20 protein-coding genes are annotated in these 22,475 nt (G+C 47.4%); 12 read left to right on the forward strand and 8 right to left on the reverse strand.

Annotated features, from left to right (window positions below; translation table 11 throughout):
• Together T491_RS16905 and T491_RS16910 are read right to left on the reverse strand one after the other, a co-directional pair.
• Positions 1 to 2,748: leucine-rich repeat protein (locus T491_RS16905; RefSeq protein ID WP_197018786.1), on the reverse strand; the 2,748-nt coding region annotated here is incomplete at its 3' end.
• Between the two features lie 151 nt (positions 2,749 to 2,899).
• Entirely contained in the window at positions 2,900 to 3,790 is an 891-nt protein-coding gene (locus tag T491_RS16910) for a hypothetical protein (RefSeq protein WP_051522944.1), read from the reverse strand.
• Positions 3,791 to 4,142: 352 nt separating this feature from the next.
• Between T491_RS16910 and T491_RS0103380 the strand changes: the two genes are divergently transcribed.
• Both T491_RS0103380 and T491_RS0103385 read left to right on the forward strand, forming a co-directional pair.
• On the forward strand, positions 4,143 to 5,354 hold the full coding sequence (locus T491_RS0103380; RefSeq protein ID WP_028902629.1) for a VapE domain-containing protein: 1,212 nt from the start codon (positions 4,143 to 4,145) through the stop codon (positions 5,352 to 5,354).
• Between the two features lie 125 nt (positions 5,355 to 5,479).
• Positions 5,480 to 5,914 (forward strand): DUF6078 family protein, encoded by a 435-nt coding sequence (locus tag T491_RS0103385; protein WP_028902630.1) that lies wholly within the window; start codon positions 5,480 to 5,482, stop codon positions 5,912 to 5,914.
• 117 nt (positions 5,915 to 6,031) lie between these two features.
• On the opposite strand, the gene T491_RS0103390 is transcribed toward T491_RS0103385, so the two are convergent.
• From T491_RS0103390 to T491_RS0103405, 5 genes are read right to left on the reverse strand one after another with little or no spacing between them, the layout of a single operon-like run.
• Entirely contained in the window at positions 6,032 to 7,489 is a 1,458-nt protein-coding gene (locus T491_RS0103390; RefSeq protein ID WP_028902631.1) for a PD-(D/E)XK nuclease family protein, read from the reverse strand.
• Positions 7,486 to 9,141, reverse strand: a complete 1,656-nt coding sequence (locus tag T491_RS0103395) for a transporter substrate-binding domain-containing protein (protein WP_197018787.1) — start codon at positions 9,139 to 9,141, stop codon at positions 7,486 to 7,488. Before T491_RS0103395 ends, T491_RS0103390 begins: the two co-directional genes overlap by 4 nt.
• 31 nt (positions 9,142 to 9,172) lie before the next feature.
• Positions 9,173 to 9,328, reverse strand: a complete 156-nt coding sequence (gene rd, locus T491_RS17315) for a rubredoxin (RefSeq protein WP_081773222.1) — start codon at positions 9,326 to 9,328, stop codon at positions 9,173 to 9,175.
• A gap of 14 nt (positions 9,329 to 9,342) precedes the next feature.
• The gene (locus tag T491_RS0103400; RefSeq protein ID WP_028902633.1) at positions 9,343 to 10,395 is read right to left on the reverse strand and encodes a glycosyltransferase family 9 protein; all 1,053 of its coding nucleotides are present in this window, start codon (positions 10,393 to 10,395) and stop codon (positions 9,343 to 9,345) included.
• A gap of 8 nt (positions 10,396 to 10,403) precedes the next feature.
• Entirely contained in the window at positions 10,404 to 11,009 is a 606-nt protein-coding gene (locus tag T491_RS0103405) for a DUF4254 domain-containing protein (RefSeq protein WP_028902634.1), read from the reverse strand.
• A gap of 282 nt (positions 11,010 to 11,291) precedes the next feature.
• Between T491_RS0103405 and T491_RS0103410 the strand changes: the two genes are divergently transcribed.
• From T491_RS0103410 to rnc, 3 genes are all read left to right on the forward strand, one after another.
• Entirely contained in the window at positions 11,292 to 11,528 is a 237-nt protein-coding gene (locus T491_RS0103410; RefSeq protein ID WP_013065488.1) for an acyl carrier protein, read from the forward strand.
• 67 nt (positions 11,529 to 11,595) lie between these two features.
• Positions 11,596 to 12,858, forward strand: a complete 1,263-nt coding sequence (fabF, locus tag T491_RS0103415) for a beta-ketoacyl-ACP synthase II (protein ID WP_028902635.1) — start codon at positions 11,596 to 11,598, stop codon at positions 12,856 to 12,858.
• On the forward strand, positions 12,848 to 13,864 hold the full coding sequence (gene rnc, locus T491_RS0103420) for a ribonuclease III (protein WP_028902636.1): 1,017 nt from the start codon (positions 12,848 to 12,850) through the stop codon (positions 13,862 to 13,864). Before fabF ends, rnc begins: the two co-directional genes overlap by 11 nt.
• Before the next feature lie 31 nt (positions 13,865 to 13,895).
• Here the strand turns inward: rnc and T491_RS0103425 are convergent, their stop codons facing one another.
• A complete protein-coding gene (locus T491_RS0103425) occupies positions 13,896 to 15,212 on the reverse strand; it encodes a serpin family protein (RefSeq protein ID WP_028902637.1) in 1,317 nt (438 codons plus the stop codon).
• A 150-nt stretch (positions 15,213 to 15,362) separates the two neighbouring features.
• On the opposite strand from T491_RS0103425, the gene T491_RS0103430 reads away from it, so the two are divergent.
• The 7 genes from T491_RS0103430 (at position 15,363) to T491_RS17590 (ending at position 22,444) form a co-directional block, all read left to right on the forward strand.
• Positions 15,363 to 15,911, forward strand: a complete 549-nt coding sequence (locus tag T491_RS0103430; RefSeq protein ID WP_036915255.1) for an RNA polymerase sigma factor — start codon at positions 15,363 to 15,365, stop codon at positions 15,909 to 15,911.
• 20 nt (positions 15,912 to 15,931) lie between these two features.
• Complete coding sequence (locus T491_RS0103435; protein ID WP_197018788.1) at positions 15,932 to 17,143, forward strand: outer membrane beta-barrel protein; 1,212 nt, start codon at positions 15,932 to 15,934, stop codon at positions 17,141 to 17,143.
• Between the two features lie 73 nt (positions 17,144 to 17,216).
• Positions 17,217 to 18,710 (forward strand): GH3 auxin-responsive promoter family protein, encoded by a 1,494-nt coding sequence (locus T491_RS0103440; RefSeq protein ID WP_028902640.1) that lies wholly within the window; start codon positions 17,217 to 17,219, stop codon positions 18,708 to 18,710.
• Positions 18,707 to 20,659, forward strand: coding sequence for an Ig-like domain-containing protein (locus T491_RS15575; protein ID WP_036915222.1), 1,953 nt, complete (start codon positions 18,707 to 18,709; stop codon positions 20,657 to 20,659). The genes T491_RS0103440 and T491_RS15575 overlap by 4 nt, the downstream gene beginning before the upstream one ends.
• Positions 20,656 to 21,465 (forward strand): DUF3108 domain-containing protein, encoded by an 810-nt coding sequence (locus tag T491_RS0103450; RefSeq protein WP_028902641.1) that lies wholly within the window; start codon positions 20,656 to 20,658, stop codon positions 21,463 to 21,465. The genes T491_RS15575 and T491_RS0103450 overlap by 4 nt, the downstream gene beginning before the upstream one ends.
• A 55-nt stretch (positions 21,466 to 21,520) precedes the next feature.
• Positions 21,521 to 22,141, forward strand: coding sequence for a porin family protein (locus T491_RS0103455; RefSeq protein WP_028902642.1), 621 nt, complete (start codon positions 21,521 to 21,523; stop codon positions 22,139 to 22,141).
• 57 nt (positions 22,142 to 22,198) lie between these two features.
• Complete coding sequence (locus T491_RS17590; protein ID WP_155950010.1) at positions 22,199 to 22,444, forward strand: hypothetical protein; 246 nt, start codon at positions 22,199 to 22,201, stop codon at positions 22,442 to 22,444.
• Positions 22,445 to 22,475: the final 31 nt, after the last annotated feature.

Below are 22,475 nucleotides of genomic sequence, written 5' to 3' on the forward strand. Positions count from 1 at the left end.
AAAGGCGTTATCTCCAATACTCGTTACGCTGTTTGGAATAGTGACAGAGGTAAGGCCTTCACAGTTAGCAAAGACTTCATTCCTGATTGTAGTCACACCATTTGGAATTACCAAATCTGTTATTTCTGTATTCTCATCACTATACAAATGATGTGCATAATATAAGGGATTACTGTAAGATTCAGAGAAAGCAATATTACACCAAGCGGCAACATCATTGATGATGACTTTATTTAGATCGCAACAATCATAAAAGGCATAATCGCCAATACTCGTCACGCTGTTGGGAATAGTGACAGAAGTAAGGCCGTCACAGTAAGCAAAGACTTCATTCCCGATTGTAGTCACACCATTTGGAATTACCAAATCAGTTATTTCTGTATTCTCATCACTATACAAATGATGTGCCTTTTCTAAAGGATTACTACCACTACCTGAGAAAACGACATTACACCAAGCACCAATATCATTGATAATGACTTTATTTAGATTGTAACACTCTGCAAAGGCTCCCTCTCCAATACTCATTACGCCGTTTGAAATAGTGACGGAGGTAAGATTATCACAACTATCAAAGGCGTAACTGCCAATACTCTTTACGCTATTTGGAATGGTGACGGAGGTAAGACCGTCACAGTAAGCAAAGGCGTAATCGTCAATACTCGTCAAGCCCGTGAAATATGCTAATTCATCGAACGATGTGATAGAAGTGTTTTCCTTAAAGATGTCAGATAAGGTAGTCACAGCAGCTGCCTCATCAAAGTTGATCTCACCGTCATTATTAGTATCCCAGTGTGCTACGCATATTGCTTTAACATTACTATCAGCAAAAGTGATAGTCGGCTCTACTATCTCCTTAAAATCTTTCCAATAGTTTGCTGCCTCGTATGCCGCTTTACTGCCTGCAGGTACATAGAGTGTTGTTATTGTGCGATTTGAGAATGCGTTACCTGTAATAACAACTGGTGATGGATTCAAAACGGTGACAGAGGTAAGACCGCTACAGCTATTAAAGGCACTACTACCAATGCTCGTCACGCTGTTTGGAATTGTGACAGAGGTTAGACCGCTACAGCCATTAAAAGCACTACTACCAATACTCGTCACACTTCCTGGTATAGTAATGGAGGTAAGACCGCTACAGCCATCAAATGCGTAACTGTCGATGCTCGTCAAGCCAGTGAAATTAATTAGTTCATCGAACAGTGTAATAGATTTGTTCCTAAAATAATCAGACAATGTCGTTACTGCAGCTGCCTCATCAAAACTGATTAGACCGTCACCATCAGTATCCCAATGCTCTATACATATAGCCTTTACATTGCTATCAGCAAAAGTGAAGTTGTAATCAGTCAACTCTACTATCTCCTTGAACTCCTTCCAATTGTTTGCTAGCTCGTATGCAGTCTTACATCCTGCAGGAACGTAAAGGGTTGCATTAGCACGATTTGAAAATACGGATTGTGTAATTGTAGCAGGCGATGGATTCAAAGCAGTAACAGAGCTAAGGCCACTACAACCTTTAAAGGCGTTATCTCCAATACTCGTTACGCTGTTTGGAATAGTGACAGAGGTAAGGCCTTCACAGTTAGCAAAGACATAATTCCCGATTGTAGTCACACCATTTGGAATTACCAAATCTGCTATCTCTGTATTCTCATCACTATACAAATGACGTGCAAATTCTAAGGGATTACTATAACTACCTGAGAAAACGACATTACACCAAGCGCCTATATCATTGATGATGACTTTATTTAGTTTATAACATTCCCGAAAAGCGTATTCGCCAATGCTTGTCACACTGTTTGGAATTGTGATGGAGGTAAGTTCGCTACAACCTTTAAAGGCACTTTTGCCAATGCTCATCACGCTGTTTGGAATAGTAATAGAGGTAAGGCCGCTACAATATTCAAAGGTACTTACGCCAATACTCGACACACTATTTGGAATAGTGATAGAGGAAAGACCGCTACAGCCCCAAAAGGCCATATTACCAATACTCGTCACACTGTTTGGAATGATTGTGTTTTTGCAACCCTCAATAAGTTCATTTGCTGCAGTCTTTATAATTGCATTGCAATTGTCTCGTGAATCATAATATGCATTACCTGATTCCACCTCAATAGAGGTTAAATTACTACATTTGAATAATATGTTATTACCAATACTCGCCACGCTGTTTGGAATTGTGATGGAGGTAAGGCCGCTACAGCCCCCAAAGGCACTATTACCAATACTCGTCACGCTGTTTGGAATAGTGAAAGAGATAAGTCCACTACAGCCCCAAAAGGCACCCTCGCCAATACTCGTTACGCCGTTTGGGATAATGACGGAGGTTAGAGCCCTACAGTCTTCAAAGGCATAATCTCCTATACTCGTCACACTACTTGGAATAGTGACGGAAGCAAGTTTGTAACAGTATTCAAAGGCATTTTCGCCTATACTCGTCACGCCGTTTGCAATAATGACTGTAGTCACATCGCTGAGCTTAAAAGCATTTTTATAAATGCTCGTAACTGTATAATTAATCGAGTTGTATTCGATAGACGCTGGAATAGGAACGTATCCTGAGTACTTACCATCATTTGGTTTCGATGTTACCTGAGCATAGTGATTACTTTTATCTAAATAGTAATACAACATGCCAACCTGAACCTTTGTACTTGTATCAAAGTCTGCAAACGCGTTGAGACTTACCATACTCATAAGCAGAGTGAGTACAAGGATTAGCTTGTTTTGTTTCATAATTATAGTATTAAGAATTATTCGCTTATTATTGAATAGCAAAGGTACGCAAATTTGCGCAAACAGCATTGGTTCAAACTGACTCATTTGCTGGTTCACTTTGGTTCACTTCGGTTTTGTCGATGTGATAAGGGATTTGGTGGTATAAAACTTACTGGTGGTAGGGGGAGCCTGGGGCAGATAAGGAGATGTCGTTGCGGAGGGTCTCGAGATAGTCGAGGTTGTTGAGATCGACCTCATTGGCTACACGCTCCCAAACGAGTTTGGTGGTATCAGAGAGCTCAAGCGACATACGATAGACGCCTGTAAACACGAAGTTGGAATCAACCAGATTCTTGACGAACGCAATACGGAGTTCGTTAAGTCGGAGGTAATGAAAATATTGCTGGGTATTTCGGATAGCCGTTGCCTCCTTAGTAGCACCCTCACCTGTCCAGTATTCGGTAATGGTAGGCAGCATCCTGGCGCTGTCGCCCTCGTTGTGCCAATTACGATGGTGATACGTGGGCCCCCATGTCCAGATGTTGGGATGGTTGGGCACAGGCTGTCCATAAAGGACTTTAGCATTGTGTATACCAAAGAAATCCAAATAGTCCTGATGGCTCTTGAACTTCTGGCCGATGGTCAGTACATATTTGCTGGCGACAGGCTTAGGCTCTGTTTTTGTCTGCTGACGACCTAAGAGGAAGAATACAACCGCAACAACTGCCATGCAAACAGCAAGAACACCCCAAAATAAAGGAGAACGCATTCGGCTTAAGGAATCTTTTGGAGCATTCGGAGTAGAATCCTGCTCCATGAAACCGGTCCAGTCGGTATAGCCAACATATTGTGCCAGAATATCGAGGGTGGAGACACGTGGAACAGATGACTCTGACAGGTATCCCCAGAATCGTTTGAGGGTAGAAGCACTCACCTTCTGATGTGTCTCATCAGAAATATACTCCGACAGGATATCAAAATCTTTCGGCGTTCGCATGCTACGACCAGCCTTCTCCTCGATGGCCTTGCGTAGCAACTCAAGTGCTGTTTCTTCTTCCATCACGCCTGCAAAAGTAGGAATTATAATTGAAACTTCCAAGTATTATACAAAAAAAAGTTATAAAAAGAAACTGGTCAACACCTCACTTTGAGGCTCTGAAATCCTTTGTGGCAAGGGGTTTGAGGCGAGTGAGGTGTTTGGCAAACTACTCACTAAACATCTCACTTAAAACCTCACTCGATTTTAACACTTGAAGAATTTAACAAAAATTTAATAGGAAAGACAGACAACCGCTTTTTTATTTTTGTACCTTTGCCAACCGAAAGGCAATAGCCAAAAACCGTACACAAAAACATACGCGAGTATGAAAAGTGCACATAATCAACAAACTTAAAATTAAATTCTTTATCTTATGGAGAAACTAACAATTAACGGAGAGTCTCTTGGAGTCTCTCAGCAGAACTCGCTCGCCGTAGAGCAGTTCCTTAGTGACAACTACCAGTTCCGTCGCAATGTGCTGAATGGTAAGGTAGAGTATGTAACCCTTAGCGCAGAACCTCCTGATAGTCAGCCTGTTTGGAGAACGCTAACACCTGAAGCGCTGAACAGCATCGTTCGCAAGGGTAAGCAGGAGCAGATTACCAAAAACAGTCCTAAGACTGATATACAAGAGGTGATCTACTCGGATGCAACGCCCGTGTACAATCCTATCAGTGAGTATCTGATGCATCTGCCTAAATGGGACGGGCAGAATCATCTGGCCAGGTTGTTCAGCCGCCTGCCTGGCATCAGCAGCGAACAGTTGGACTTCTTAGTCATCTGGTTCCGATCGGCTGTGGCGCATTGGCTGCAGAAGGACAGGCTGCATGCCAACGAGACTGTGCCCACACTGATTGGGGCGCAGGGCTGTGGCAAGTCAACCTTCATAGCGCGCTTGCTGCCCCCCGAACTGCAGGAGTATTATCTGGACCACCTGAACCTATCGAACAAGTTCGATAAGGAGATGGCCTTGACAAACAATCTGCTGGTGAATCTCGATGAGCTGGATGCCATCCGTCCCAGTCAGCAGGCGGCCTTGAAGCAGACGCTCTCAAAAATCAAGGTCAACGGACGTACCATCTATGGCAGTTCGCAACAGGATCGCCCCCGCTATGCATCGTTTGTAGCCACTACCAACAATCCTCATCCGCTGTCGGATGTAACGGGTAGTCGACGATATATCTGCATTGAAATCCCTCAGGGGCAGTATATCAACAATACAGGCGAGATAGATTACGAACAGCTATATGCCCAGCTGGTGTACGAGGTGAACGAACTCAAAGTGCCCTACTGGTTCACCAACGAGCAGGTGGCGCGTATCCAGCAGCTGAACCTGAACTATACCGATGAGAAGGATATAGCCGAGATTGTTGAGACCTGTTTCCGCAAGCCCCATGAGGGCGAGAAGGTGAAGGCTATGAACACCAAGCAGATGATTGAGCTGATCCGCAAGGAATACCCCTCGGTAAAGAGCGACCAGAGTACCAAGATTCATCTGGGTTATGCGATGAAGGACCTGGGCTTTGAGCATACTGAGCGCGGACATGTGAAATTCTACAATGTGGTGCCTCTGAAAATTGCATGAGGTGTTGAGTGAGGTGTCAGGTGAGTAGTTTCGCAAACACCTCACTCGCCTCAAACCCTCTGCTACAAAGGATATCAGCCTCGTAAAGTGAGGTGTTGAGTATGTTTTACATAAAAAAAAAAATAATGGAGAATAAAATCAATTACAATATTGTTCCCGGCTTTTTCCTGCATTGCATACAGTCGGATTGCAAAATGGCTGACCACTGTCTTCGCCAGCTGGCGATGCAGGCTTTGCCCGATGATTATCATAGTGTGACGATTGTGAATCCAAAGTACACAAAACCCACGGGAGATTGCGAGTTCTATCGCAGCGATAAGCCCCAGGTGTATGGTAAAGGTTTCAAGAATATGCAGACCAAGATGCTGCCTAGCGAGTACGATACGTTCCGTTACAGACTTCAGGGCAAGTTCGGTCGAAACCCTTACTTCGAGCGTCGCAAGGGCGAGCGACTTTGTTCGCCCAGCGAAATCAAAGAGGTGGAGGCAGCGCTAAAGATTGTTGGCCATGAAGAACTGAAATTTGATGCTTATGTAGAGAAACTGAACTGGGTGGATTAATCACTGGTTCAGTACTTGGTAACAAAGACTGGAGTCCTCCGCCTGAAGGACTCCAGTCTTTTAGTTAGAGGATTGCAGTCCTTCAGTGAAAGGACTGGCTAATTATTTAAATGTACATTACGACAGCAACCGATGGCCCAGATCTCTTTGCTGGCAGATGGTGACAATCTGCTGGATAAGCTGGTCCATCTTAGGCACTTGGGCCACGTAGTAGGTGGGATAGTCGGGACAGAGCACCACCAGGTTCATTGCCTTGATGCGGATGCCGTAATGACGCTCGAGCATGTAGCGATACAGGTTCTGCTGGATGCAGTAGTGATAGAACGAGGTGTCGGGCAGACTGATGCCGTTGTGGCTCATCTTACCACGGAAACCCTCTACGATGGGTTGGCCTTGGGCGTTGACCACCTTCGACGAACGCTTCCAGTCGTAGATGGTAAACTCGCCATCGTCGTTCTGGCAAATCAGGTCGATGGTGCCGGCAATGTTCAGATCCTTATCATAGACAGGCCACTCCTGGCGATAGGGCTCGATATCGTAGTCGCGGATGAAGCGCAGGAAGTGCAGTTTCTCCTGTTCCACGTTCACCACTTCGGTCTCAGAGCCGAACTGTAGCTGGCATTCTGTCTCGAAAAATCCACGCTGGAAGTAGTTCTCTGTCTGCAGATGCACAAAGGTGCCTACCTCGCTGGCCAATCGGCCTGCCTTGGCCCACTTATCGAGGCACTCCTCTACGGGTATGCCTTTATATCGCAACTGGTTCTCGGCCTGTGACAGAGGTTGGAACTCATCGTAGAAGTAGGCTATCAACGAGCTCACAGGCAGCATGCGCTTTATTCCTTTATATATATAGATATGTTCCTCGGGCTCAAAATCAATGAAAGCATCCTGCTCGTAGCAGCCAGCATCGCGAAAGGTGGCCATCTTCTCGCACATATCATCCGTTTTCTCGAAAGGCCTGACCAGCGGCTTGCACTTCAGTTCCTGCTCGTCGAGGGCGTATCTGTCGGCTATCCACTGGCGGTCTTCGCCTGCCACCTTCTGCCAGTACGCCATCTTCAGGGCATCATGACGGCTCCAAGGCTCAACAGGAAAGGGCACAGAGGTGAAGACATGCTGCCCGGCTGTAGCCATATCGGCCGTCATAGCCGAAAGCAGTTCCACCAGATAGTCGGCACAGATGCTGGCTTCCTGAGTGATTTGCTGAACGGCCAATCGCACCACCGTCCACCCATGACGATTCAACAGATGATCGCGAAACACATCGCCACACGACTGATAGTGGATAGGCTCGCGCGTGCTCTTCTGATAAGGCTCGTCGATCTCCACATCGATACGGATATCAGGGCGACCAGCTACCACCAGCGCCAAATCGGGATAGTAAGGCGGCTGCTTATCAGTAGTGATGATGCAGGCATTGAGGATGCACTCCACGCCAGTAGGCAACTTGGCAGAAAGCTCACGAGCGAAATGCTGCTCGATGGCGCCTGGCTGTACTAAGGGATGACGACGATAGGGATACAAAACGGTTCCCTTCTCAGGGAACCTTATGATAGGATATACTTGTTGTTTCATGCCGTTTCTTCTTTCTCGCTTTGCAAGGTCATCACGAATCGCGCGCCTCCGGTATAGGTGGTGTCGAGAACGATGTCACCACCCAGTCGGCGCGCCAAGCTACGCGCTATAGCCAGTCCGATGCCTGTTCCATCGCTATATTCGTCTAACTGTACAAACTCATCGAATATGCGCTCGGCCTGATATACGGGTATCGATATGCCTGAATCCTCTACCACAAAGCATGCCTGGCCGTCGTGATTACTTATTGTTAATGTTACTTGTCCTTGTTGGGTAAACTTCTTGGCGTTGTCAAGCAATTGTTCCAACGCCTGTACTGCCGAGCGCTGATGGGTATCAAAGAATTGCTCTGTACCCGTCTGCTTAATCAGTCTGAATACGAACTGCGATGCCTTATCGATACCTGTAGCCTTGATGGCCTCCTGGGCTATCATGGCTGCCGATGTATGGTCTTCACGCTCCAGTATGGCACTACTATTGACATCGGCCAGCGCCAGCATCTTATTCACCAGTCCTGTGATACGTTCCGTATTCTCTATAATCTGCAACGACATCTCGCGCCTCTGCGCCTTATCCAGTTCGACATCGGTCGTTGTCAGCACCTGTGTAAAGCCACATACGATATTCAGTGGCGTACGTATCTCGTGCGATATCTGCTTGATGAAGTTGCTCTTCATACGGGTACTCTCCTCGGCTCTGGCAGTAGCCAGCTGGAGGGCCTTGTTCTTCTGTTGCAACTGCACGTTGGCACGCTGCAAATGGTGGCTGTAGCGATTGCGGTTGACCACATAGACCACCATAAACATAAACACCAGACAGGTGAGCAGCCACCAAACCCACATGGGGATCTTGATATCGCCAAACCGTTCGGCCACTTCCTGGCCATATATCTCATCGATGATGCCTTCGGCCTCCATCTTCTTCAGTTCGGCATTGATGGCATCAATCAGTCGCTTGTCGTGACTGGCATAACAGTATTCACGAGGCTCTAACGAGAGGTCGTCGGCCTGCAACTGCCTCGACATACGCAGAAGTCCGATATTATATTTAGCCTGGAAACGATAGCAGATCACACCATCGTACTTACCGTCAGCCAATTCAACAAAAGCCTCGCTCAGATCGGTTATCGGATGGCCGATAGCCCCTTCGTCCTTCAGCATCATGCCGATAGGACGTGATTTCATATAAGCCATATGCTTGCCTTTCAGGTGACGGAAATCAAACTCCGAAAAGTCCTGTTTCCTGTAAACCACCTGATAATACATACGGAATACTGCTTCAGAATAGTTGGTTGTATCTTTACGATAGGGCGAATAGACCAACATGCCCATATCGTATTTGCCGCCAATGATGCCTGGCGACATTTTGTCCCAATGGTTAGGTGAGAAAGTAAACGGGATGCCCATCCGCTTCAGCAGTTTCTTGGTGAACATCACATCGTAACCACTTGGTACGCCCTGGTTGTTCACATATTGCAGAGGAGCATAACTGGTATTCATACCCATGACCAACGGACGATCCTTGCTGAAACCAAGCTCTGTGGCCAGTGGGCTTACGTTAGGTTCATCATCAAACGACTGGAAGATGTCGCTGGCATCGTATCTACATGAAACCAGCACTATAGCCGATAAGACAGCTATAACCGACGTCAATCTGATGATGAACCTATTTGTTCGCATGAAATTATTCAGGCTTGAAACTGTCTTTGCCCACACCGCAAACGGGGCAAACCCAATCATCAGGAATATCCTCAAATGCTGTTCCTGGAGCGATGCCACCATCGGGATCGCCTTCTGCCGGATCGTAAACGTATCCGCAAACTTCACAAATGTACTTCATAAGCGTCTTAGTTTTTAGTTATTAATAATGGTAATTATTCTGTCAACAATCCGCTCAGGCGGAATGTTCTGCAGACAAGCATAATCGCCGCGCTGACAAGGCTTGTTGCCATAGATACTGCACGGACGGCATTCCAGATCAATCTGGATCACATTCTCCGGATTCTGGTTATAACCCAGGAATCCAGCCATAGGATGGGTGGCTCCCCACACACTCACCACAGGAACACCAGTGAGCGAAGCCAGATGCATGTTGGCAGAATCCATCGAGAGCATCACATTGAGATGGCTCATCAGGATCAGCTCCTGATACATCCCCTCGCAATGCTTGCCAACCCATACACACTGGCGATACTGGGCACACCACAACTGGAAGTACTTCTCCTCCTCTTCGCCCCTACCAAACAGGAAGATGCGACCTTTAGGATAGGCCTGTATCAGGCGATAGATGACCTGCTCCATCAGGCGAGGCGGATACACCTTACCCTCGTGAGCAGCAAACGGAGCAATACCAATCCACTGCTCAAAACTCTTCTTAGGACCAAACACGGCTGGCAGCAGATTCAGATTACCACCTTCGGCGGAGAAGATGGAGCGGAACTGCCTCAAGTCAACCGGATAGCCCAAGCGCTCAAACACAGCAGCATAGTTCTCGAACGATGACGGGAGCTGCACGCGCTTATCCTGTTTGCCAGAAACCAGCTTACGGCGCTGACTACGGTTCTTAATCAAATGCTCTACACGGTATCTGCCCAGATTGAAACGCATGCGGAGATACTCTGAACGTAGAACATTATGCAAATCGGCCACCTTCGTAAATTGCTTGGCAACCAATCGGCGGTAAAGGGCATTCAGTCCTCTGACGCCGTGATACTCCTTGTTCAGATCGGCCTCCATGAAATTCACATTCGGAGCCAGATCATCGAACAACGGGCGCGCAAACTTACGGCTCAGCACCGTGATACGGATATCAGGATACTGCTGAGCCAGCGCCCATACCACAGGCACCATCATGGCTACGTCGCCAAGAGCAGAGAATCTTATGACCAGTATATGCTCTTTCTTCATCAGCCTTGTTACTTCTGATTATACAAGATAGGGTTAGTAGCGGGATCGTTATACATCTTCATCTGACGATACACTTTCATGTATTTGCGGCCTTCTGCGATATCCTCCAGCAACTGGTCGATAGCCAGCGAGAGGTCCTTCTGCTGTTCGAGCAGCACATTGAGCTTAGCCTGACATTTGGCAATATGCGCTGGCTCGGCATCAGTACGGTTCACCTGCTCCTGCATGTGATATATCTTCAGGGCAAGAATGCTCAGACGGTCGACAGCCCATGCTGGGCTCTCTGTATTCAGGCGCGCATCGGCCTGAGGCTTCACATCGCTATAATACTGACGGAAATATGAATCGATCTCCTCTACCAAATCGGTACGGTCCTGATTGCTACGGTCAATACGGCGCTTTAAGGCCAGCGCCTCAATGGAATCAATATGGGGATCGCGGATGATATCCTCATAATGCCATTGAACCGTGTCTATCCAGCACTTCTTATAAAGACTATGCTGGATACTGTCTTTCTGATACGGATTCTTTATAGGTGTATCTACATCATCGGTGACATGGTAATCATTGATGGCTCGATTAAAAATTTGATTAGATTCTTCTGTAAATGTCATATTTGTATTCGTTTTTATTTTGCAAAACTACAGAAAGTTTTTCAAATAACCAACTAAAATTGAATAAAATCATCATATTTTGTATTTTTATAGTATTAGAGGCGCCAAAAAATAGCATATTTTTGCACAAATCACCCCGTAGTGTGCAAACTAAAGCAAGTTTTTCTTAAAAAAATTTGCGTAAGTGAAAGAAATTGTGTTACTTTGCACCCGATTTCGACCTAAAGTCGGAAAAATTTCAAGATAGCAACATCATTATTAACAAATTAAAGTATTACAATTATGTCAGAAATTGAAAGCAAAGTAAAGGCAATTATCGTAGACAAACTCGGTGTAGATGAGGCTGAAGTAAAGGCTGAGGCTAGCTTCACAAACGATCTGGGTGCAGACTCACTGGATACCGTTGAGCTGATCATGGAGTTCGAGAAGGAGTTTGGTATCTCAATTCCCGATGATAAGGCTGAGAAGATCGGTACTGTTGGCGATGCTATCGCTTACATCGAGGAGAACGCAAAATAAATTTGTTCACAACATAATGGTTGCTTTCTAACACTTAGAAGCAACCATTATGCTTTAATTTAAGCTTATGGAATTAAAAAGAGTTGTTGTAACAGGTCTTGGCGCAGTTACGCCAGTGGGCAACACTCCTGAAGAGATGTGGAATAACCTGCTCAACGGAGTTAGCGGCGCAGCACCTATTACAAGTTTCGATACAACAAATTTCAAGACTAAGTTCGCTTGTGAGGTAAAGAACCTCAACGTGAACGATTTCCTGGACCGCAAAGAGGCACGTAAGATGGACCGCTACACTCAGCTGGCCCTGATTGCTGCTAAGCAGGCTGTTGAAGACAGCGGCATGGATCTGGAGACAGAAGACAAGAACCGTATCGGCGTGGTTTACGGCGTAGGTATCGGTGGAATTAAGACCTTCGAGGACGAAGTAAAATACTACGGTGTTCACGAAGCCGATGGTCCTAAGTTCAACCCCTTCTTCATCCCCAAGATGATTGCTGATATCGCAGCTGGTCAGATTTCAATCATGTATGGCTTCCATGGCCCCAACTATATCACCGCTTCTGCTTGTGCATCTTCTTCAAACGCACTGGCCGACGCCTTCAACCTGATTCGCTTGGGTAAGGCTAACGCTATCGTTGCTGGTGGTGCCGAGGCTGCTATCTGCGCTACCGGCGTAGGTGGTTTCAACGCCATGCATGCCCTTTCTACACGCAACGACGAGCCAGAGAAAGCCAGCCGTCCATTCAGCGCCAGCCGCGATGGATTCATCATGGCCGAGGGTTCTGGTTGCTTGATCCTGGAGGAGCTGGAGCACGCTAAGGCTCGTGGCGCTAAGATCTATGCTGAGATGGTAGGTGCTGGTATGAGCGCTGACGCTCACCACATCACTGCTTCTCACCCCGAGGGTCTGGGCGCTAAGCTCGTGATGCAGAACGCTCTTGAGGACGCAGGCATGAAGCCTGAGGACATCGACTACATCAATGTACACGGTACTTCTACCCACGTTGGTGATATCTCTGAGGCCAAGGCCATCAAGGAGGTATTCGGCGATGCTGCCTATAAGCTCAACATCTCTTCTACCAAGTCAATGACTGGTCACCTGCTGGGTGCCGCTGGTGCTGTTGAGGCAATGGCTACCGTTCTGGCTATTAAGAACGATATCATTCCTCCAACCATCAACCACGAGGAGGGAGATGAGGATCCTGAGATTGATTACAACCTGAACTTCACATTCAACAAGGCTCAGAAGCGTGTGGTACGTGCTGGTCTCAGCAATACCTTCGGCTTTGGTGGTCATAATGCCTGTGTAGTATTCAAGAAGTATGAGGCTTAATAACATCATTGATAGAATCAAGCTCCCTTTCCGCAAGGAGAAGGAGCTTTTTTCTTCTCTTTATGAGATACTGGGATTCTACCCCCACAACATCGAGTATTACAAGATGGCGCTGATGCACAAGAGCATCCGCAAGCGCAACGACAAGGGCAAGCCGCTGAACAATGAGCGACTGGAGTTCCTGGGCGATGCCATACTCGACGCTGCTGTGGGTTACATCGTTTACCGTCACTACGAGGGTAAGCGCGAGGGATTCCTGACCAACACACGATCGAAACTCGTCAGCCGCGAAACGCTTGGAAAGTTAGCCACCGAGATGCGATTGAGCAATCTGCTGATCTCAGCAGGTCATTCAACCTCGCACAACAGCTATGTTGAGGGAAATGCTTTCGAGGCGTTGGTAGGTGCCATTTATCTGGATCGTGGCTACGAGGCTTGCCTGTGGTTCTTCGAGAATCAGGTGCTGGGCAAGTTTATTGATATAGACAAGGTAGCATTCAAGGAGGTCAACTTCAAGTCGAAACTCCTTGAGTGGAGCCAGAAGAACCGTGTACGTTTGGAGTATAAGCTCACCAAACAGAAGAAAGACGAGAACGGCAGCCCTGTGTTTACCTATATGGTACAGATTGAGGGCGTGAGTGGCGAGAGTGGTTCGGGCTATTCGAAGAAAGAGGCGCAGCAGAAGGCTTCGAAAGACACCCTGCAGCGCCTGAAGCGCGAACCTCAGTTTGTGGATGCCGTATTTGCCGCCAAGACCGCTCGCACCCAGATGGAAGAAGAGCCGGCAATGGCTGTGCCCGATCCAGAGAAGGAGCAGCAGAACTTTATCATCGAGCAACAGGAACCAGTAGAAGAGGTTGCAGTAAAACCTGCTAAGAAGTCCACGAAAGCTCCAACCATCGATTTATCAGAAAAGGAATTCGATCTTTCAGACATCTCGCACAAAGAGAAATCGCGTGAGGATATCATAGCCGAAGCTGAAGCAGCTGCTTTCGCAGACGATTAAATAAAAAAGAGGTTTTTTCAACCTCTTTTTTTTATTGTCCTGTAAACTTTCCAACGAACAAGATAACGCCCGAAGACCGTTCGCTAATCACGTAAACAAAAGGCTTGTTAGCGTGGAAGACAGCTTTTTTGTACACTACAGGCTCAGCAGTTGTTGTATAATTAGCACCTGCTATGGTAACTGCCGCTGCTTCAGAACCTTCCTCATTAACCTTGATTTTCGCCTTCTGACGCATCATAGAGATATAGACTCCACTTTGCTCACACATATTGGGAATCTCTGCAAAATCGCTGTCGAAAGCGAGATTTATGCCCATCTGCTTGAGCAAGCCGATAAGACCGATGGATAATTCATCTGTGTCAGAGTCGGTTTCAAAGCGTGGCAGTTTCAAATCTGTCTCGTAAGGTTGATAGATATCACCCATCGTTCCACAGAACCCATACCCCTCTAACTTACCTCGTTTCGAAATACGACTGATAATGTCGTCAGTGGTCTTACCTTCTTCCGGCAGCATCACCGTCATTCGCCAACTACCATTTCCATAAGGCATCTCGATAGCGCTATATGTTTCATTCTCCAAATAATTGATCAGCACATTCTGGTGCATCAGTGGCAACTTCTTACGACCTTTATCCGTGGTAAAAGTTTCTTCCTTCGTATTCTTCTGGTCGAACTTCGAAGCCCAGTCTGCTTTGAAATAGATGGCATTAAGCAGATAAGTAACTACATTAGGATCTATTTCATCCAGAATCTCAGGAATCATTTCATTAGTATGATCGCTTGCCCAACCATTGATGGTGCTGAGTGCTGAGTTCGAGGTAAAATCAAGATTCTCTGCCTTGGCATCATAATAGTTCTGCATATCCTGTTGATACTGTGACTTCAAGGTTGCTCTGTCCTGATTGACAAACAGCGCATTAGCTATGTTCAGTGTCACCTTGTTATCAACCTTTGGCAGCCCCTCAATCAGCTTCTTACAATAATCGTTAACAGCCTGAATACCTCCCTGCTGGAAGCCTAACGTCTGCTCCAGCTCTTGTTCCGTCTGTCCTACGGCAGCAGCGTTCACCATGCCTAATACATAGGTAATACTGAGTGGTGAGTAGATAAAGCTCTTGCCGCTCTGGTCTGCATCGTTCACTGTCTTCAGGAAGTTCAGTGTAAAACGGTTATTCCTGCTGGCAAATGCCTCCTGCTCTTGAGTCAACTTAATAGGCTCCGACTCAGACAGCATATTTACCACATGCTTGGTTTCGCCTAAGTCAATCTGCTCCTCTGATGAGGTGGTACACGATACCATCGCACTACTCAACGCAAGGGCTGAAAAAACAATCAGGTTCTTTTTCATACTTACAACGTTTTTTGGGTTTCATTCTGCCTTAATAATGCACCCAAAAGGCAATTCTTGTATGGAATAATGTTAAAGAAACAAAAAACTTGCCCATGTCATACAAGATTTGAGTACTTTTGGCTTCTTATAATAGAACGCGAGCAGAAAATGGTCAATAATATCGTTGAACGTATACGTCGGAAAGACCAACGGGCGATGGGCGAGCTCTACCAGATGTACATCGGTGAGCTGTCATCGGTCTGCTTTCGCTATATTCCTAATCGCGATGATGCGAAGGACGTGTTGCAGAACAGTTTTGTGAAGATATTCACATCTATCGCAACAATGGAGTATAGAGGCGAAGAAGCGTTCAAAGGCTGGCTCGTCAGGATAGTGGCCCACGAGGCACTATCATTCCTGAGGGAGAAAAAGAAACTGCAGTTCGTAGAGCAGGACGATACAAAGTTGCAACAAGCCCATATCGCAGATGAAGCTCCTGAAACAGAACGGATCTCAGCCGACCAGCTGCACCAATTGATCAGCGAACTGCCTGATGGCTATCGCACCGTGTTGAACCTCTATGTGTTCGAAAACTACTCTCATCGGCAAATAGCCGAACTACTAGGAATTAAGGAGAGTACATCAAGCTCTCAGCTACATTACGCCAAACAATGGCTGGCACGCAGAATAAAGGAATTAACGAACAAACAGGGATGAAAGAGGATTGGACTAAACAAATGAAGCAGAAGCTGGAAGGGCACGAGATGACGCCACCAGCCGGACTCTGGGAGGACATCAGTCAGCAGATGGGCCTCGAGCCCAAGCCGGCCCCCAAGGTTACCTTCATGCGCCGATATTACTGGGTCGCTGCTGCAGTCGTTCTGGCACTTGTAGGCTTCTTTGCATTCTATCAGTTCGATGAGAACCAGAGTCAGCCACAGCTAACAGCCCACAACAAGCCTGCAACAGCTACTCAGACAGATGATATTGCCAAAACTGCTGACGTAGATTTGGCTGCTGATGCAGCTCAACCTTCAGCTATTGCTAAGCAGCCCAGACTGCTGGCTCATACCCCTATCACCCCTAAGCAGGATATGAACAAGGCAGAAACGGTAACAGCAAAGACACAGCAGGAAACGGCAGAAGTCAGTCAGGAAGTAGCTGTGCCCTCTCAGGAAATGGCAGAGACCAGTCAGGAGCCATCAAACGATAGCCCCATGGTGGCAGCGAACCATCCAAAGCAGACCTATCTTCCAGATGTCAGCAAGCCTTACACAACCAGCTCGAAATCAGACGATTCTGACCGTTGGACGATTGGACTATCAGGGTCCAATGGCCTGTTGCTGGCTGCCAATAATAGCCTCCAGACACAAGAAAACGTCCCTCTCTACAATGATTTCTACAGCGACCCTGCCACTTATCTCAACGCCATCAACAAGTACTACGCTACCAACGAGATAAAAACTGTTCCGGACGTTGTCTATAAGCATCATATCCCAGTACGCTTCGGACTCTCGCTACAATACCAGCTCAGCGATCGTCTGTCGCTGCTCAGCGGTATCAGCTATACTTATCTGAAATCAGACATCAGCTCGCAACTCCTCGGTAGCCAGAGTATCAAACAGACACTCAGCTACTTTGGTATCCCTGTTGGCTTGTCGTGGAAGGTATGGTCGTCTCAGAACTTCCATGTCTATCTGACTGGCAGTACGCTGATAGAGAAGTGTATCGACGCAAACGTATCAGACGGCGACATCAATGAGCGCCCCTGGCAATGGTCTGTTAACGCCTCTGCTGGTGCAGAGTACAATATCACGCGCCAATTCGGCCTTTACTTAGAGCCATCGTTGGGCTATTACTTCAACGACGGCTCGTCATTGCAGCACTACTACAAAGAGCATACGCTGGCCCCATCTATCCAATTCGGATTAAGATTACATCTTAAATGATAAAAAAACGAAAATTTTTCCCCCTTTACAACGGAATTGCGTAATTTTGCACGCAAAATATGCAATTTGAGAAATGAGTATCACTAAGATAGTAAGAAAAGTGTTCGAGCCCAGACAGCGGGAACTTGAACAACATTTCAACGGAGGTCAGGCCTTGCAGGAGGCTGTGCTGCGCCGACTGATGGCAGAGGCCAAGGATACAGAATACGGCCGCCAGCATGCTTTTGCATCTGTAAGAGGCTACGACGACTTCGTGAAGAATAACCCTGTTAATACCTACGAAGAACTGAAAGGTGCCATTGACCGTATGCGACACGGCGAGACTGATGTGCTGTGGCCAGGACGTGTAAAATGGTATGCCAAATCATCAGGAACCACCAACGACAAGTCGAAGTTCATCCCCGTCAGTCAAGAGGGACTGAAGCGTATGCACTATCGTGGCGGATTCGATGCGGTAGCCATGTATCTGCAGAACAATCCCAAGTCGAGAATGTTTGATGGAAAGGGCCTGATTCTGGGTGGTAGTCATGCACCCAACTATAATCTGAAAGATTCGCTGGTTGGCGACCTGAGCGCCATCCTCATCGAGAATATCAACCCACTGGTCAATCTGGTTCGTGTACCTAAGAAACAAACGGCGCTGCTGTCTGATTTCGAGATCAAACGCGATCGCATAGCCCGTGAGGCCATGAACAAGAATGTGACCAATCTTTCTGGCGTGCCTTCGTGGATGCTCTCTGTGCTCACCCGCATGATGGAGATTACAGGCAAAACGCATCTTGAAGAGGTCTGGCCTAATATCGAAGTATTCTTCCACGGTGGTGTGGCCTTTACGCCATATCGCAAACAGTACGAGCAGCTCATCACCTCGCCCAACATGCACTATATGGAGACCTATAATGCCAGCGAAGGCTTCTTCGGACTGCAGAACGACCCAACGGATAAGTCGATGCTACTGATGCTCGACTACGATGTATTCTATGAGTTCATCCCCATGGATGGCGGCGACCCAGTACCCCTTTGGGGCGTAGAGACGGGTAAGAACTACGCGATGGTCATCTCGAATGCCTGCGGCTTGTGGCGCTACGAGATTGGCGACACCATCCAGTTCACCTCTACCAATCCTTATAAGTTCATCATCTCCGGTCGCACCAAGCATTTCATCAACGCCTTCGGCGAGGAGCTGATTGTAGATAATGCAGAGAAGGGACTGGCTTACGCTTGCGAACAGACTGGCGCTGAGGTATCAGAATACACAGCAGCTCCTGTGTTTATGGACCAGAACGCCAAGTGCCGCCATCAGTGGCTCATCGAGTTTAAGAAGCGTCCTGCCGACCTGCAGCTGTTCAGTGATTTGCTCGACAAGCATCTGCAGGAAATCAACAGCGACTACGAGGCCAAGCGCTACAAGGACATCACCCTGCAGCACCTCGAGATTGTTGAGGCACGTGAGAATCTCTTCAACGACTGGCTCAAGCTGAAAGGCAAGCTGGGCGGACAGCACAAGGTGCCTCGTCTCAGTAACTCGCGCGAACATATTGAACAATTATTGAAGTTGAACGCATGAAGAAACTCCTCTATATCTGCACTGTAGCGTTAGCTATGATAGGTTGTGCCCGTATGGGACAACCCGATGGCGGATGGTACGACGACGACCCACCTAAGGTGATAGGTTGCACCCCAACCGACCAGGCCACCAACGTCACAGCCAAGAAGATTACCATCCTTTTCGATGAGTATATCAAGCTGACCGATGCCAACAACAAGGTCATCGTGTCGCCTCCACAGCTCGAAGTGCCTGATATCAAGGCCGCGGGCAAGAAGATTGTGGTAGAACTGCAGGATTCGCTCATGGCGAACACCACCTATACCATCGACTTCAGCGATGCTATCAGTGATAACAACGAAGGCAACCCCATGGGCAGCTATACCTATAGCTTCTCTACAGGCGAGCGTATCGATACCTTCGAGGTATCGGGCTACGTGCTCGATGCCAGCAATCTCGAACCTATCAAAGGCATCATGGTCGGGCTCTATGCCGACCTGACTGATTCTGCCTTCCAGACCAAGCCTATGCTCCGCGTGTCGCGTACTGATGGTAGCGGCCACTTTGTGGTGAAAGGTGTGGCACCAGGCACCTATCGCGCCTATGCCCTACAGGATATGGACGGCGACTTCCGCTTCACCCAGAAGAGCGAGATGATAGCCTTCAACAAGCAGACATTCGAACCAAGCTCGAAGCCCGATGTACGTACTGATACAGTTTGGCGCGACTCGTTGCATATCGACGCGCTCATCCAAGTGCCCTACACCCACTTCCTGCCCGACGACATCACGCTGCTGGCTTTCACCCATGTGCAGACTGACAGGTTCCTTATCAAGACTGAACGTGTAGAGGCCAATAAATTCTCGATGTACTTCAGCTATGGTCATCCCGACCTGCCTGTCATCAAGGGCTTGAACTTCGACAGCAACGATGCCTTTGTTATCGAGACCAACGAGAAGCAGGACACTATCCACTACTGGTTGCGCGATACCACGCTGATCAATCAGGATACCCTCAGCATGGAAATCAGCTATCAGATTTCCGACTCTACAGGACTGCTCGTCAACCAGACGGATACCATCGAGGCGCTGGCCAAGACGCCCTACGAGAAACGTCTGAAAGCCCAAGCCAAGGAGATAGAGCAATGGCAGAAGGAGCAGGACAAGAAGAAGAAACGCGGCATGGAGTACGACTCCATCTGGCACGAGAAGCCATTGGAACCCAAATACGATGCCTCGCCATCGATGGATCCCGACAAGATAGTAAGGGTAGAGATGCCCACACCTCTGCAACGCTGCGATACAGCCGCTGTTCATCTCTATTCAATGATCGACTCGGTATGGTACGAGTCGGAATGCAAGATGGTTCCTATACCCAACCAGATTCGTCGTTACGAGATTCTGGCCGACTGGCGCCCAGGTATCGAGTACAGCCTTGAGGTCGACTCTGCCGCCTTCGAGGATATCTATGGCAAGGTGTCGAACGCCTACAAGCTGGGCATCAAGGTCAAGAGCGAAGACGAATACGGCACGCTGAAGCTTAATATCACAGGCGTAGAGGATTCGGCGATGGTGGTTCAGCTACTCAACGGCTCTGACAAGATTGTGAAACAGACCCGTGTAAAGAATCACGTGGCAGAGTTCTACTATCTCAAACCCGATAAGTACTACGTCAGCGCCTTTATCGACGAGAATGGCAATGGCATCTGGGATACGGGCAACTATGCCGAAGGTCGCCAGGCCGAAGCCGTCTATTACTATCCTCGCGAGATAGAATGCAAGGCCAAGTGGGATGTATCGCAGAGCTGGAATGTTACTGGCACGCCTATCTACAAGCAAAAGCCTGCCAAGATCACCAAGCAGAAACCCGATGCAGCCAAGAAACTTAAGAACCGTAATGTGGAACGAGCCCGCAAGTTAGGTATCGAATACCTGAAGGATAAGGGCATAAACTTAGATAATAAGAAATGAAAAAGATAATCTTTTCGCTTTGTATGGCATTTGGCATGGCACTTTCAGCCCATGCCCAATGCGGCATCAACAATACCGCCTTCAAGAGCGGTGAGAGTCTGGAGTACGACCTCTACTTCAACTGGCAGTTCATCTGGGTGAAGGTCGGAACAGCACAGATGGACACCAAGACCACCAAGTTTGAGGGCAAGGAAGCCTGGAAGTCATACCTCATCACACGCGGTAACTCCAAACTCGACAAGTATTTCACCATGCGCGACACCCTGCTGTCGTACTGCAATCCCAACCTCTCACCCCTGTACTTCCGTAAGGGCGCCAGAGAGGGCAAGAGCTACTATGTAGATGAGATATGGTACAGCTATCCAGGTGGCAACTGCCAGCTGAAAAAGCACCGCATCACATCGCACGGCGATCACCTGTGGACCACCAGCACCTATCGCAACTGTATCTACGATATGATGTCTATCTTCCTGCGTGCCCGCAATTTCGATGCTTCGAAATTCAAGAAGGGACAGGTCATCCCCATGCCTATCAGCGATGCACACAACCTGAGCAACTCATGGCTGGAGTTTCGTGGGCGAGAGAACTTCAAGATGAATGGCACCAAGGAGAAATTCCGCTGCTTGGTCATGTCGTTCTATGAGCGCGAAGACGGCAAGAGCCACGAGCTCGTCCGTTTCTATATCACCGACGACCAGAACCACATCCCTGTGCGCCTCGACATGTTCCTCTCCTTCGGTAGCGCCAAGGCCTATCTGAAGAACTACAAAGGCGTACGCAGCCCCATGACCTCGAAACTTAATTAACATGCTATAAGCAAATCGCATATAATATATTACTTTAACAAAACTAAAAATGATTATGAAAAAACAAATTTTGTCGATGGTTGTCTTGATGTCAACCTCGTTGTGTTCTTTTGCACAGAATGGTGTAGGTAGCTGGAGCTTCATGCCAAAAGTTGGTCTTAACCTTGCTACAATGACGAATGATGCCGATGCAAAAACCCGTCCGGCATTTACCCTTGGTGGAGAGTTTAGCTACGAGGCTGCACCCAAGGTAGCGCTGTCGTTTGGCGCCATGTATTCTCAGCAGGGATGCAAAACCAATGTCCAAGGTGTAGATGGCACCATCAAGATGGACTACATCAACGTGCCTGTCATTGCTGCCGCTCGTGTTACTGATAACCTGTCGGTAAAGGTTGGCTTACAGCCTGGATTCCTGATCAACGACAAGGTTAAGATCAGTAACAATGGTGTTTCTGCAGAGGTAGGACTGGAGGAGTCGTACAAAAACGCAGGAATGGATGTAACACTTCACAAGTTCGATTTCTCGATTCCCGTTGGAATCTCGTATGATTTGAACAACGTTCAGTTGGAGCTTCGTTATTATGCTGGTTTAACGAAGGTTTTGTCAGTCCCATCAGGAGATGGTGTTAAGAACAGCGTCTTCCAGTTGACGATTGGTTACAAGTTTGGTTTGTAAATTATCACAGCAATAATAAACAGGGCCGGAGATCTCCGGCCCTGTAATATAAAGGGTATGATAAAACATTTCTTTAACAAAATATATTATGCCCATTCAAAAATTGAGAATGAAGTAAGGCTGACCAAAAGCAAAAGTGATTTCTCTTGGGGCATGATTATAGAAATCATTGCTGGTTTCGAACTTGGAATTGGTGCTTTAATAGCATCAATTCCTACTTATCTGTTTATTAGGAACTATTTCGACTACATAGTAGCAATTCCGTTTGCTGTGCTCTTGGAGGCGGACTATTATTCATGTTGAGTCTATTCCATATTTATGAACAATGAGGATG

This window comes from Prevotella sp. P6B4, assembly GCF_000619985.1.
In the GTDB taxonomy this organism is placed as follows: Bacteria; Bacteroidota; Bacteroidia; order Bacteroidales; family Bacteroidaceae; genus Prevotella.

Coding starts and splice junctions, on each gene's coding strand:
- T491_RS0103450 (WP_028902641.1), top strand. CDS start 20,656: ATGAAAAAGATAATCTTTTCGCTTTGTATGGCATTTGGCATGGCACTT.
- fabF (WP_028902635.1), top strand. CDS start 11,596: ATGGAATTAAAAAGAGTTGTTGTAACAGGTCTTGGCGCAGTTACGCCA.
- T491_RS15575 (WP_036915222.1), top strand. CDS start 18,707: ATGAAGAAACTCCTCTATATCTGCACTGTAGCGTTAGCTATGATAGGT.
- T491_RS0103380 (WP_028902629.1), top strand. CDS start 4,143: ATGGAGAAACTAACAATTAACGGAGAGTCTCTTGGAGTCTCTCAGCAG.
- T491_RS0103430 (WP_036915255.1), top strand. CDS start 15,363: ATGGTCAATAATATCGTTGAACGTATACGTCGGAAAGACCAACGGGCG.
- T491_RS0103435 (WP_197018788.1), top strand. CDS start 15,932: ATGAAGCAGAAGCTGGAAGGGCACGAGATGACGCCACCAGCCGGACTC.
- T491_RS0103405 (WP_028902634.1), bottom strand. CDS start 11,009: ATGACATTTACAGAAGAATCTAATCAAATTTTTAATCGAGCCATCAAT.
- T491_RS0103425 (WP_028902637.1), bottom strand. CDS start 15,212: ATGAAAAAGAACCTGATTGTTTTTTCAGCCCTTGCGTTGAGTAGTGCG.
- rnc (WP_028902636.1), top strand. CDS start 12,848: ATGAGGCTTAATAACATCATTGATAGAATCAAGCTCCCTTTCCGCAAG.
- T491_RS16910 (WP_051522944.1), bottom strand. CDS start 3,790: ATGGAAGAAGAAACAGCACTTGAGTTGCTACGCAAGGCCATCGAGGAG.
- T491_RS0103440 (WP_028902640.1), top strand. CDS start 17,217: ATGAGTATCACTAAGATAGTAAGAAAAGTGTTCGAGCCCAGACAGCGG.
- T491_RS0103385 (WP_028902630.1), top strand. CDS start 5,480: ATGGAGAATAAAATCAATTACAATATTGTTCCCGGCTTTTTCCTGCAT.
- T491_RS0103410 (WP_013065488.1), top strand. CDS start 11,292: ATGTCAGAAATTGAAAGCAAAGTAAAGGCAATTATCGTAGACAAACTC.
- rd (WP_081773222.1), bottom strand. CDS start 9,328: ATGAAGTACATTTGTGAAGTTTGCGGATACGTTTACGATCCGGCAGAA.
- T491_RS0103390 (WP_028902631.1), bottom strand. CDS start 7,489: ATGAAACAACAAGTATATCCTATCATAAGGTTCCCTGAGAAGGGAACC.
- T491_RS0103455 (WP_028902642.1), top strand. CDS start 21,521: ATGAAAAAACAAATTTTGTCGATGGTTGTCTTGATGTCAACCTCGTTG.
- T491_RS17590 (WP_155950010.1), top strand. CDS start 22,199: ATGATAAAACATTTCTTTAACAAAATATATTATGCCCATTCAAAAATT.
- T491_RS0103400 (WP_028902633.1), bottom strand. CDS start 10,395: ATGAAGAAAGAGCATATACTGGTCATAAGATTCTCTGCTCTTGGCGAC.